General features: G+C 66.0%; 13 protein-coding genes. 11 read left to right on the plus strand and 2 right to left on the minus strand.

The genetic code is table 11. The features are described 5' to 3' along the window. Window position 1 precedes the first annotated feature (1 nt). From OHB12_RS31245 to OHB12_RS31295, 11 genes are read left to right on the plus strand one after another with little or no spacing between them, the layout of a single operon-like run. Window positions 2-253, plus strand: a complete 252-nt coding sequence (locus tag OHB12_RS31245; RefSeq protein WP_327113350.1) for a phosphopantetheine-binding protein — start codon at window positions 2-4, stop codon at window positions 251-253. Window positions 254-296: 43 nt separating this feature from the next. Then, window positions 297-1931, plus strand: coding sequence for a fatty acyl-AMP ligase (locus OHB12_RS31250; protein ID WP_327113352.1), 1635 nt, complete (start codon window positions 297-299; stop codon window positions 1929-1931). 53 nt (window positions 1932-1984) lie between these two features. Then, window positions 1985-2770 (plus strand): MlaE family ABC transporter permease, encoded by a 786-nt coding sequence (locus OHB12_RS31255; RefSeq protein WP_327121649.1) that lies wholly within the window; start codon window positions 1985-1987, stop codon window positions 2768-2770. Further along, a complete protein-coding gene (locus OHB12_RS31260) occupies window positions 2767-3612 on the plus strand; it encodes an ABC transporter permease (RefSeq protein WP_327113354.1) in 846 nt (281 codons plus the stop codon). Before OHB12_RS31255 ends, OHB12_RS31260 begins: the two co-directional genes overlap by 4 nt. Window positions 3613-3644: 32 nt before the next feature. Then, on the plus strand, window positions 3645-4652 hold the full coding sequence (locus OHB12_RS31265; RefSeq protein WP_327113356.1) for an MlaD family protein: 1008 nt from the start codon (window positions 3645-3647) through the stop codon (window positions 4650-4652). Next, window positions 4649-5659 carry an MCE family protein gene (locus tag OHB12_RS31270; protein WP_327113358.1) on the plus strand — a complete coding sequence of 337 codons (1011 nt, stop codon included), beginning with the start codon at window positions 4649-4651 and terminating at the stop codon, window positions 5657-5659. The genes OHB12_RS31265 and OHB12_RS31270 overlap by 4 nt, the downstream gene beginning before the upstream one ends. Further along, window positions 5656-6642, plus strand: coding sequence for an MCE family protein (locus tag OHB12_RS31275; RefSeq protein ID WP_327113360.1), 987 nt, complete (start codon window positions 5656-5658; stop codon window positions 6640-6642). The genes OHB12_RS31270 and OHB12_RS31275 overlap by 4 nt, the downstream gene beginning before the upstream one ends. A gap of 1 nt (window position 6643) precedes the next feature. Next, on the plus strand, window positions 6644-7681 hold the full coding sequence (locus tag OHB12_RS31280; protein WP_327113362.1) for an MlaD family protein: 1038 nt from the start codon (window positions 6644-6646) through the stop codon (window positions 7679-7681). Then, entirely contained in the window at window positions 7678-8685 is a 1008-nt protein-coding gene (locus OHB12_RS31285) for an MlaD family protein (RefSeq protein ID WP_327113364.1), read from the plus strand. Before OHB12_RS31280 ends, OHB12_RS31285 begins: the two co-directional genes overlap by 4 nt. Further along, window positions 8682-9626, plus strand: a complete 945-nt coding sequence (locus OHB12_RS31290; protein ID WP_327113366.1) for an MlaD family protein — start codon at window positions 8682-8684, stop codon at window positions 9624-9626. The genes OHB12_RS31285 and OHB12_RS31290 overlap by 4 nt, the downstream gene beginning before the upstream one ends. An 11-nt stretch (window positions 9627-9637) precedes the next feature. Beyond that, the gene (locus OHB12_RS31295) at window positions 9638-10207 is read left to right on the plus strand and encodes a hypothetical protein (protein ID WP_327113368.1); all 570 of its coding nucleotides are present in this window, start codon (window positions 9638-9640) and stop codon (window positions 10205-10207) included. Between the two features lie 60 nt (window positions 10208-10267). Here OHB12_RS31295 and OHB12_RS31300 read toward each other — a convergent pair whose 3' ends face one another. Both OHB12_RS31300 and OHB12_RS31305 read right to left on the minus strand, forming a co-directional pair. Then, the gene (locus OHB12_RS31300) at window positions 10268-10978 is read right to left on the minus strand and encodes a YwaF family protein (protein WP_327121651.1); all 711 of its coding nucleotides are present in this window, start codon (window positions 10976-10978) and stop codon (window positions 10268-10270) included. Between the two features lie 291 nt (window positions 10979-11269). Continuing rightward, the gene (locus OHB12_RS31305; RefSeq protein WP_327113370.1) at window positions 11270-12586 is read right to left on the minus strand and encodes a lipase family protein; all 1317 of its coding nucleotides are present in this window, start codon (window positions 12584-12586) and stop codon (window positions 11270-11272) included. Window positions 12587-12897 lie beyond the last annotated feature (311 nt).

The following is a 12897-nucleotide window of genomic DNA, read 5'->3' on the forward strand; positions in this document are numbered from 1 at the left end:
CATGACCGACCCGCTGGAGCAGGTGCTGCGCGAGATCCTGATCGAGGATCTGGATGTCACGCCAGAAGAGATGCACCCTGATGCCGACCTGGTCGCCGACCTCGGTTTCGATTCGCTGTCCTTCGCGACCGGTGTCGTCGAAATCCGTGACCGGCTCGGGGTTTCGCTGGCGAGGGACGACGTCTTCTCCTGCCGCACACTCGGTGATCTGCAGCGGCTCGTCGCGAACAAGCTCGCCGCCACGGTCGGATGACACGGGTACTCATGCCACTCGATCACAAAGGGCCTGCATTGTTGTGAACAGGTTCCTCGCAGCGTTGCTGCACAGCACCGACCGAAGCGATCGCGGTCTGCTCAGCGGCGACCCAGCCGACCTCACCAGAACGGAATGGCGCGAGATACACCGGCGTGCCCGGCGCATCGCCGGTGGTCTACGGGAGGCGGGCGTGCGCCGCGGAGACACAGTCGCCGTACTCGCCGGTGCTCCGGGCGATATCGCGCCCCTGGTGCAGGGCATTTGGCTGGCCGGTGCGGCGGTGACGATGCTGCACCAGCCGACGCCGCGCACCGACCTGGCGGCCTGGGTCGCCGACACGCGGCGTGCTATCGCGGTGGTCGATGCCGCCGTCCTGGTGGTCGGCGATCCCTTCGGTGCGGTCGTCGCCGAGTTCGGCGGGGAGCGCCTCCGCTGTGTCACGGTCGTCGATCTGCTTGCCGGTCCCGACGTGGAACCGGTGGACACCCACGATACCGATCTGGCGTTTCTGCAGCTCACGTCGGGCTCGACCGGTAGTCCGAAAGCGGTGGCCATCACCTATGCGAATATGTACGCCAATATCCGCGCCATGGAGTTCGCGTCACTCATCAATGACCGGGACGTGATGGTCAGCTGGCTGCCACTGTTCCACGACATGGGCATGATGGGGTTCCTGGTCGCGCCGATGTTTCTCGGCGTCGAACTGGTCGCCATCACGCCATCCGATTTCCTCGCCTCTCCGCTGATCTGGGCCGAACTGGTGACCAGGTACCGGGGCTCGATGTCGGCGGCACCAAACTTCGCCTATGGACTTCTTGCCCGCACCATGGCCCGCGCCGGTGCCGGGGACTTCGACCTGTCATCGCTACGGTTCGTACTCAACGGCGCCGAACCCATCGATGGCGCTGTCGTGCAACGATTTCTGGATGCCGGTGCCCGCTTCGGGCTGCGACGCGAGGCGATCGTGCCCGCCTACGGCATGGCCGAGGCGACCCTCGCGGTGTCGTTCACCCGACCGGGCGACGGATTCAGCGTCGATCACGTCGACCCGGAGGCGATGCAAACAGTCGGCCGGGCAACGGTTTCCACCGCAGAAGACACCCGCCGGTACATCGGCCTCGGGCAAACGCTGCCTGGCATCGAGGCGCGGGTGCGCACCGAATCCGGCGCCCTCGCCGACACCAGGCAGATCGGCGAGTTCGAGCTGCGCGGTGACAGCATCGCTACCCGGTACCGGACCGACGCGGGATTCATCGAGGCCGTCGACGATTCCGGATGGCTTGCCACCGGCGACCTCGGCTATCTGACCGAGGACGGCCAACTTGTGGTGTGTGGACGCAAGAAGGACATGCTGATCATCTCGGGACGCAACATCTACCCGGTCGACATCGAACGCGCCGCTGCCGAGGTCGACGGTGTCCGTGCCGGCAATGCCGTCGCCGTGCCCGCGGAAACCACTGAGAGGGGTGAGGGATTCGCGGTCATCGTGGAATCCGCGGCCAGTGCCGAGACCGGCGGACGCGCGCGTATTTCCCGCGATGTCGCGCACCGCGTCGAGGCGGCGCTCGGCGTGAGTCCGCGCCGGGTCGTGGTTGTCCCGGTGGGGCGCATCCCGAAAACGTCGTCGGGGAAGCTGCGCCGACTCGAAGCCCGCGCTCTTCTCGCCATCGGGTAGCAATTGGTATCGGTAATCGTTATTGATAAGGTTCGATAGTGCGTGAACGAGGTATGGCCGCGGCGGTAGCCCCGGCCATACGCACCTTCGGTCGCGCTTCGATCCTGGCGTGGTCCGCGCTCGGTTGGCTGGCCGCCGACGTGGTTCGTGGGCGATTCGCCTGGCGGGAAGCGTTGGCGCAGAGCTGGTTCATCGTGAGCGTCACGGCGGTCCCTGCGGTGTTCGTGTCGATTCCGTTCGGGGTGATCGTCTCCGTGCAGGTCGGAAACCTGACCCAGCAGGTCGGTGCCACCTCGCTCGCAGGGGCCGCCGCCGGGGTGGGAGTCGTTCGGCAAGGCGCCCCGTTGGTCGCGGCGCTTCTGCTCGGCGGGGCCGCAGGCGCGGCGATCGCCGCCGATCTCGGTGCGCGAACCATCAGAGAGGAAATGGACGCAATGCGGGTGATGGGCATCGATCCGGTCCGCCGCATCGTCGCACCCCGCCTGGCCGCGATGACAGTGATAGCTCCGCTGCTGTGCGTGGTGATCGTCTTCATGGGCCTGTCGACCGGCTATCTGATCAACGTCGGCCTGCAACACGGCGCCCCTGGCGGTTATCTCTCGTCGTTCGCGTCCTTCGTCACGGTCTCGGATCTGGTTGCCGCGCTGGTGAAGTCGGCGCTGTTCGGGATCGTCGTCGTGGTGCTGGCCTGCCAGCGCGGGCTGGAGGCCACCGCAGGTCCCAAGGGGGTTGCCGACTCGGTGAACGCGGCGGTGGTGCTCGGCGTGGTCGCGACATTCGGCCTGAACTTGATCATCACGCAACTGCTCTCGATGTTCGGCTCGCGGGTGCTCGGATGACGGCATCGCCGCTGAACCTTGCCACCGGCCGCATCGGATCGTTCGTCGGCACGGCAGTCGAGCGGCTCGGACATCAGCTGAGTTTCGGGACGCAGGTGCTCGCGGCCGTGCCGCACACCCTGCGTGCCTACCGCAGGCAGACGATGGTCGTGCTCACCGACATCGTGTGGGGCAGTGGCGGACTGGTCGTCGGCGGCGGCACCGCCGCGGTGCTGGTCTTTCTCGGCATCGCGGTCGGAGGATCGGTCGGTATGGAAGGGCTGAACGCGCTCGATATGGTCGGTATGGGCCCGCTGACCGGGTTTGTCTCCGCATATGCGAATACGCGGGAGCTGGCGCCGATGATGGTGGCGATCGGATTCGCCGCTCAGGCCGGCTGCCGGATGACCGCCGAGATCGGCGCGATGCGGATCTCTGAGGAGATCGACGCCTTGGAAGCCCAAGCGGTACGGCCCATCCCGTTCGTGGTGACCACGCGCGTGATCGCGGGGACCACCACGATCATCCCGCTGTACCTCACGACGCTGATCGTCGTCTACCTGTCCTGCGCGGTCGTGGTGAACGTGCTGCACGGGCAGTCCGCTGGCACCTACTTCCACTACTTCGAGTCTTTCCTTCGGCCGGCGGACGTGCTGTATTCGCTGGTCAAGGCCATCGTTCTGGTGGCGGCTGTCATCGTGGTGCACTGCTATCAGGGTTTTCATGCCACCGGAGGGCCCGAAGGGGTGGGTCGTGCGTGTGGGCAGGCCATCCGGGCCAGCCTCATTCTCATCGTGGTCATGGACATGGTGATGACCGCGGTGTTCTGGGGCACGAGCACGGGAATCAGGATCTCGGGGTAGCCATGTGGCGAGGTGGACGAAGTGGTGGGCGCGTGCCGAGTGCCATGGCGCTGCGGGTGCGTGGGCTCGCCGTGGTGGCGATCGGGCTGCTGGTGACCGCGCTGACCACCGCTCACCTGCAGGGCCGATTCCACGATGACGTCTCGCTGACGATTGAGGCCGACTCGCTCGTCGACGGTCTGCTGGCCGGTGCGGACGTGAAGTTCCACGGAGCCGCGATCGGTACCGTACGCCGCGTGCAGACGGCGGGCGACACCCGCCGCGTCGAGATCAGCATCGATCGGGATCAGGCTCCGGCGCTGACCGATCGCGTCGCCGCGAGCTTCACTGTCGCGAATGTGTTCGGCACCCCCGCGATCGAATTGGTGAATCTCGGTGACGGTCCGCCGGTTCGGGATCACGCGGTCGTGCCACTCGCCACCGGCGCCATGGGCGCCACCGCGACCGGGGTGCTGCAGCGCACCGGACGGCTCATGGAGGTGCTCGACTCGCCTCGGCTGCGGAACCTGCTCGACGTCGCGGCCGAGAACCCGGGACTGTTCGGTCCGACCATCGAGGCGATCACCGGCATCGCTCGGGCATTGGAGCAGGATCGTCGTGGGAGTACGGCCCACTACCTGCGGATCGCTGGTGACCTGTCGGATGGATTCGCGGTCCTGGAACCGGAGTTGGTTGACTCGCTGATCGCGTTGCTCGACCAGAGCGAGTACTTCGGCGACGAAACCAACCGCGCACGGACCCGCAAGGCGATTGCCGGACTGAGCCAGGATTTCCTGCCCGGATACGCTCGGCTGTTCGGCGACAACCGCGATCACTTCGCCGAAATCCTTGCTGTGGTACTCGATCTCGGCCTGCCGCTCGGCATGTCCTATGGCTCGATCGCCCCGGCCTATCAGCGCCTGCCCGAGCTTCTCGACCGCATCGGCGCCGCGTTTCCGGTCGTGGACGGAAAGGTGCAAATGCAACTCGAGATCATCGCCGACACGATGCCGCACATCGCCCGCTCCGTCACCGACACCGGTCCGGGAGCCGTTCGATGACGGCGGTACGCGGTCCCGCGATCAAGCTGTCGATCTTCCTGGTTCTGGTGATCGGCTGCCTCAGCCTGATCCTGTCCACCCTGCGTGGGCCGGCAACGGGCGCGGCCACGGAATACGACGCGATCTTCACCGACGTGTCCGGACTGGTCACCGGGGACAGTGTCCGGATGGCGGGGGTCCAGGTCGGCAGGGTCACCACGATCGAGTTGACCACGGACGCGACGGCTCGGGTGCGGTTCACCGTGGGTGGTGACCGGCCCATCCTGGACACGACCCACGCCGCGGTGCGGTATCAGACCCTGCTCGGGCAGCGCTATGTGGAACTGTTCGATGCCCGGCCCGCTGGTACCCGTCTGTCGCCAGGTGCGACGATCCCACGTGAACGCACCGAGCCCAGTTTCGATGTGTCCCGGTTGTTCAACGGGTTCAAACCCTTGTTCAGCGCACTCGATACCGGGCAGCTGAACCGCCTGGGGGAGAACCTGATCCGCGTCCTCCAGGGTGACGGCGCCGGAATCGGCCCGGTACTGGCTGATCTCGACAGCCTGCTGCGGTATGCGAAGAACCGGGATGCGGTCCTCGTGGTGCTGATCCGCAACCTCGGTGAGATCGCGGCGGAGATCGGCGGCAAATCCGAACAGGTCGGCGCGCTCATCAAGCAGGTCGCGGGGATCATCGGAGTGTTCAGCCATCGCGCGGACGAATTGGTGAACTCGCTGCGGGTCGCCGGCTACGGGCTGGAGCCCGATGTCGGGATCCTTGCCGAACTCGAATCCCTCTTCGACGACACCCATGCACCACTGCACCAGCTGCTGCGGCGACTTGCGCCGCGCACCGACCAACTTGTGGAGATCCTGTCCCTGATGCCGGAATTACTCGGGGGCCTGAACGCGAACTACCCCGCGAATGGTCCCTCGCCTGCCTTCACCTGCTCGACGCAGTCCGTCGAACCCCCCGGCATCGGAAGCGCCATTCTCGGCAATCAACATCTGGTGGTGTGCAAATGAGACTCATTACGCACCGAATTCGCACCGATATTTCCGAGGGGCGCCGCGAATTCCGCTGGGGTTCGGCGGGTCTCGCGATCGCCGCGGTCGTCATCGCGGTCGTCGGGCTGGTCCGGCTGATCCCCGGCAGCGAGTACGGGCACGTCGCCGAATTCCGTGACTCCGGTGGCCTGCAGGCCGGCGACGAGGTGCGGATCGCCGGTGTCCCCGTCGGCCGGGTCGGTACCGTCGAACTGGCCGACGACCATGTCCGGGTCGGTTTCGCGGTCCACACCGATCAGCCTGTTGGCGATCGCACGACCGCCGAGGTGCGGCTGCTGACGCCGGTCGGTGGCCACTACCTGGCGCTCACGCCGGCCGGTGCGCAACCACTCGGCGCCAAGCCGATTCCGCGTGAGCGCACCCGGACTCCCTACGAGCTGGCCGATGTCTTCGAACAGAGCATCCCGCAGTTGGGTGGTATCGACGGATCGACATTGCGCGAGACCGTCGCTGAACTCGACGCGGCACTGGCGAATCAGCCCGACGCCCCCCGCGGCATCCTGGACAGTCTCACCGGGCTCACCACGACCATCACGGCTCAGTCCGATCGGCTCGATCGCGCCGTACGAGTTTCCGACGAGTACGTCGCGGCTATCGCGACCGACCGCGAGATCCTCACCGGGTTCGTGCGCGAGCTCGGCATCATCTCCGCGAAGCTCGGTCAGGCCAAGACCGAGGTCATCCGCGCCTTCCAGCTGCTTCGCAGGCTCACCGAAGTCACCCACCGGCCGATCATGGCGTACGGGGATTCGCTCGAACCCGCCATCACCGACCTCGAGCAACTGCTGGCCAAGGTCGCCGACGCACCCGATCGGCTCGACACGGTCATTGCCGCGATCAACGACTTCATCGTCAAGATCGCCGCGTTGACCGGAACGGGCGAACCAGCCGGAGCATCCGAACCCGATCTCTGTGTGCCGCGCGCGGGAAAGGACTGCTGATATGAGGGTCGGGAAACGTCTCTGGTATCCGCTGATCGGGATCGCCGTGCTCGCCGTGCTCGCCGGACTCGGGTCCTCCGCGGTCACACCCCTCGACCGGACAAGTTTCGGCAGGACCGTGTGCGCGGAGTTCACCGATACCGACGGTCTCTACCGGGGCAACGACGTCACCGTGCTCGGCGTCCGTGCCGGGATCGTCGACCACATCGAACCCCTCGCCGACCGCATGCGGGTGACGATGCGCCTCGACCGGGACGTGACACTGCCTGCCGATACCAGCGCGGTCACCATGTCGGGGTCGATCGTCACCGACCGCAGGGTCGAACTCATCCGATCCCACACCGACGGTCCGGAACTGGCTGCGGACACCTGTATTCCACTGTCGCGCACCAAAACTCCGCTCGGTGTCAGCGAATCCTTCGACGCCCTCGGACGATTGACCGCCGACATTACCGGCGGCGTACCCGGTGACACCCGGGCAGGCGACACCCTCGCTGGCCTCGACCGCGCCCTGCGCGACACCGGAACGACCACCAACGACCTGCTTGCGCACCTGTCGCGGCTGGTCGGCGACCCGAGGGACCGGGACGCCACCATGCGGCGGCTGATCGACAACCTCGACCTGCTCACCACCATGTTCGTCGCGAACTGGCCCGATATGCAGCTACTGCTGGACCACCTCTACGACGGATTGGAAGTGGTCGAGGGACTTTCGGCGAACTTCGCACCCATGGTCGACCTGTCCAACCAGATGCTTCCGGTACTGGCACGCAACGTCGACAAGTACGGCGATCGGGTGTACACGGCGCTGGACTCCGCCGTTCCCGCGGTGCATGCCGCGCTGCACAACGCGGGCGGCATCCGAGATCTGCTGTCGCATCTGCCGCCCGCCGTAGATGCCCTCTTGCGCATTCTGTTACCGAACGCGCCCACCGCCGCGGTGATGGGTTGCCCGGCGACCGCTGATACCCCGCTGCCGAGCACAGTGTGCCTGCACGCAGATGGAACCCGGCACGCAGATGGAACGGAGCCGCGATGAGATGGCGTCCCCTCTGTGCCGTCGGCGCGGTCGCTCTGATCGCGGGATGCGGTGTCGACCCGGCCGACCTGCCGGTTCCGGGAGCCGGTGTCTCGGGCGCGAGTTACGAGATCAGGATCGAGTTCGCCAGCGTGCTGAGTCTGCCCGCGAAGGCGAAGGTCATGGCGGACGGCGCCGAGGTCGGCGTCGTGGACCGGGTCGATCTGGCCGACCGGGTCGCCGTCGCGACTGTCGATCTGACATCGACAGTGCGGCTGCCGAAGTCGACCACCGCCGAGATTCGGCAGACTACCCTGCTCGGCGAGTCCTACATAGCGCTTCGGCCGCCGGTCGGCGGCGCAGGTCCGCACCTGACATCGGGCGACGTCATACCGCTGGCGCAGACCCGACCCCCGGACAGCGTCGAGAACCTGTTGCGGGGCATGTCGAACGTACTGGCCAACGGCCGCTTCGACGACCTGGCCGCCGCTATCAGCCGAGTCAACGCCGCGTTCCCCGACGACCGCGAGTACCAGCGTCTGGCAGCGGAGATCCGTGCGGACGTCCACGACCTGTCCACCGGCACAGCGGATCTCGACCGCATCCTCGACGCGGCCGCCGGTATCACCGACGACCTGGCGGTCAAGAAATCCGCCGTCGACCGCGCTCTCGTCCTCGGGCCCGCCCGCGCTGCCGGTCTCAGCGATGTCCTCTTCGGGATCGTCGACCTCGCGGTGGCACTCGGCCATCTCCTGCAGCCCGCCGGTGATCTGGTGTGGCCGATCTACGGCGACACTCTCGATATCTACCGTGCCATGCGCCCGCTGCTGTTGACCGTCGCCGACGCGGACACCACCATCCCGATGAACGTCGACAAGTTCACTCGTCTACTGCGCGACACCCTGATCCCGTATTTCAGTGCGCCACCGAATATCCGGATCCACGGCGTCGCGACGCCGGCGTCCGCCGAACAGCAGGCCGACGCACTGGTTACCGTGCTCCGATCGATCGGAATGGTGCCATGAGCCCGCGCACAACCGCTTCCCTGACCGGTCTCCTGGCCACCACTCTCGCCGGTGCCCTGTATCTCGCCGCCGGCGTCCTCGACATCAATCCGGCGCGAGACACCACAACCATCACGGTGCGGATGCCGACCTCGGGTGGGCTGATGAATACCTCCTCCGTGGATTTGCGCGGCATGGCGATCGGCCGCGTCCGCGACATCACCACCACCAAGGACGGCGTGACCGTCGCCGTCGAATTCGATGCGAAATATCGGATTCCGGTCACCAGTCCGGTCCGGGTCGCGAATCTGTCCGCCGCGGGCGAGCAGTACCTGGAATTCCGTCCGCGCACCGCGGACGGTCCCTACCTAACCGACGGCGCCGTGATACCGGCGGGTCAGGTCGAGATCCCGATCACCGCCGGCGAGATGATGGCACGCCTGGACACTCTGCTCGCCCAAGTGGACCCCGCCGTCGTCGACAGCCTGCTGACGACCCTCGACGATGCCACCGCAGGACGTCACACCGACATCGCCGACCTCGCGCAGTCCGCCACCCTGTTGGCGAACACCTTGCGGGACAAACAGGATCAGATCCACCGGCTCTGGCTCAATCTGCAGACCCTCGCCGACAACTTCGACGGCCACGGCAGCACCTTCACCGCCGTCGCCCCGGTGATCGATCGCGCCGATCCCGAAGTGGTGCACCTGATCCGCGCCTTTCAGGACTACTCCCACGTCGGTGCGAACGTCTGGGACGACACGCTCACACCGATGATGCACAAGATCGACGAATACGTCGCACAGCTGGCTCCGGAACTGGCGTTGATCGCCGGCATCGTCCGGCCCGCCACCGCTCGGCTGCGGCCACTGCGCCTCGACGCAGGCTCGATCGTCGACATCCTGTCCACCATGTTCCCCGAGGGCGGACCCGCCAGGGTGACTGTCATCCCACCGAAGTAATCGAGGTAGAAATGACCGACGAAGCGGCAACGACAACAGACGAGGAATCCTCCGCAGCGGCACGCACCGAACAGGCGAATCATCGGGTTTCCTCGGTGGTTCCGCGAGCACTGGTCGCTGCGGTGGTCGCCCTCACCGCGCTCGCCGGTTTTCTCGGGTGGCGCTGGTACACCACCGAACAGGACCTCGACGCCCTGCGGCGCGACACCGCCGATCGCGACAAAGCCGCAGCGGTCGCCGCGGACTACGCGAAACGGTCGCTGACCTACGACTTCCGCAACCTCGACGCCTTCTTCGACAGCGTGCGGCACGGAACCACCGACCGCCTGTCCAACCGCTACGACACCGTCCACGACACCTTGAGCAAAATCATGACCGAGGCCCAGGTCGTCGCACATGGCGACGTGGTCGGCACTGCTGTCGGCACGGTCGACGGCGACGACTACACCGTCACCGTCTTCGCCACGCAGCAGACGCAGAACGTGCAGCACCCCGAACCGGTCAGCGCCGCCGCCCTGCTGACCGTGAACGTGCATCGCGACGGCGGCAACTGGGTTGTCGCAGACTACCGCTCGCAATGAGAACAGGCAGTGCGATGAGCCGTGGCCGCAGCGGCGAAGCCATGGCGATCGGGCCGTGGATCAGCTTCCGCGGTGGGGAGAGGATCTGGCCGCTCTGACCCACGGCCAGGTCATCAGTGCCCACACGGCTAGCAAGAGGATGGCCACCGTGCCCAGATACCAGGGCCAAGGGCCGAGCGCATCGAGCAGTGACGGAGTTTCGGGTTTCGCGTTGACGAACCCGTAGTTGGTGTCGGCGAGGGTGTTGAATGCGAAGGTCACCACTGCCCAGGCTACGGTGGCCACTACGGCAGTCCGATAGCTGCGCCAGTCCGGGCGCATGCCGATGCCCCACGTGAGGTAGATCGCGGCCCAGACCACGATCAGGTGAATCGCCCAGAAGGCCAAGAACTCGTGGTCTGGAAAGTCTGGACTCTGCAAGACCGGTGAAACGAGCGCTTGGGTGCTCAAGGTGAGACACCAGTAGTAGGTCAGTGCATACGCCCAGCGCCGGTGCGACCACAGCGCATACGCGGCGACCAGGCTCGCGAGATCGGTCAGACGCAGGGGAACCGAGCGACCGATAGTCGGTGGGATCAGGGCGGACGCGTAGATCGTCGAGTACAGCACAAGGGTCGCTGATCCGAAGGATCGGCTGAAACAGCGTGCGGCAGAAGCACTCCGGTGCTTGCGACCGATCCGGACGACGAGCACCGCTCCCGCCGCGAAGACAGCAAGGGCTATCCAGTGCGATAGCCCGTATGCGGAGAACTCCTGGTGCGCCGAGGGCATGTCCACATTGACCGACACATCATTCACAGACCAAGAAGCGGCCGGAAAGGCTGGGCGGTTCATCCGGCGAACGTTCGGGCGATGCTTGCCGGCCTTCGCGTGGCGGAGTTATGCGATGTCCTCGGACAGGTCAGCCGACGGCGCGGTTCGGCAGGGGGCCGAACCGCGCCGGGCATCGTACTCATGCGTGACCTCGCGTGCGACGAACCAGTAATGCGTAAACACAGGCGAGGCAGGACGCCTACTACCGAATAACCGACCGACAACGTCGGAATTGCCACACATCCGCAACTAGGGCAGGTTTGTGCAGTTGGTCGGGGCAGGCTGGTCCGCGAGCCGATCGGTCAACCACTGCTGCGAGGCCGCCAGTGCCGGGAAGAAGGCCAGTACATGGGTCGGCGCCAATCCGGAAATGACGGTGGGAATCTGGGCGTTCGAGTCCAGCTGAACAGTCGCGCCACCACCGCACCAACCGGCGGCCATGTCGCGGATGGGTGTAAACGGCGCTCCCTCATCGTTCACGGCCGCGGCGACGAGCACCGGCGCCGACGGGGTGAGAGTGCCGACCCGCTGCTGGTCGAATGCTGTTCTCAACGCCGGCGACTGATTGATCACGTCGATGAGAGATTGTCCGCTGGTAGTCCATTGGGACGTGAACTGATGTTGCTGCGCCAGTCCGATCGGGACGGCGCATTTGTCCTGAGCTTCGCGCAAGATCGCCTTGCCGGTGTCGTTGAGTTCAGCGTCGAGCACCGGGCGGGTGGCCGGATAGTCGGCGGCGATGCCGTTGAGTATCCACGCGAAGGCGGGTGCGATGGAGGCTCGGCCGTCATTGAATCCGATGAAGTACTCGTCGTCCACCACTGGCCCGCCGACGTAGGCGCCGCGCACGTTCAGATCGGGGGCGTAGCTCGGTTGCAGTTCGGCCGCGCCGGCCGAGGCCATGCCGCCTTGTGAGTACCCGTAGAGAATGACCGGCGCGTTGGGACTGAGGCTGGTGCCGGGCAACCGCAGCGCGGCACGCGCGGAGTCCAGTACCGCGTGGGCTTGCGATTTCCGGTTGAGATAGTCGTGAATCGCGGGCGTGCCGAGGCCCTGGTAGTCGGTCACCACTACCGCCATGCCGCGGGCCAGCAGCGTATAGAGCGCCAGCACGTCGTATTCGACCATCAGGTCGAGCGGAGGCTGGTACTGGACGAACTGTGAAAGCAGTTTCGAGGGCGCGCACTGATCGCCTTGCCCCTTCGTGCCGACCGCGTACGCGATCAGCGGGCGCTCTCCCGGTCCTGTCCACGGCTGAGCCGGTTCCAGATATGTTCCCACCGCCGCGGTCGGCGCGTCGTGGGTATCGCTGCTGACATACATCATGCGCGTCGACGTCGCCGGGATCGCTCCGGTCGGTCCGGGAATCGACAGCGCCAGCCGAGCCGGTTCGGTGCGGACGACGGTGCCCGCTCCCTGCGGCAGCGACGCCGGTGGTACGTAGAAATCAGCGGCGGCGTCCGCGGCAGGCTGCGTCCATGCGTGTGGTGCGGAGATCGCCCCGCCTCCGACCACGATGAGGGTTCCCGTCAAAGCTGCGGTCAATCTGAGTATTCGGCTCCCCACGATTCGATCCTTCCTGCGATTTGGGATACCCATGTCGTCTAGATCGGATACTGAGAGTATCTGTACCCGAGCCCAGAGCCAGGCACAGACGCGCGCCGTGTTGATCGCGACCGCCCGGCGGCCGTTTCAAAGGTCGGCTATCCAGTCGGGGTCATCGACAAGGTCGTCGATAGCCGCAGGATTCACCGAACGGGCTCGGCCCGGCGTCCCGCCGTCGGTGACGGGACTCGCTGGGACTTTTCGCCGTCTATAGTCGCGACATACTGCAACGCACTACCCCTCATCTGCAAGCACCCGCAGCCCTGACTGAA

Origin of the sequence: Nocardia sp. NBC_01730, from assembly GCF_035920445.1 — a bacterium.
In the GTDB taxonomy this organism is placed as follows: Bacteria; Actinomycetota; Actinomycetes; order Mycobacteriales; family Mycobacteriaceae; genus Nocardia.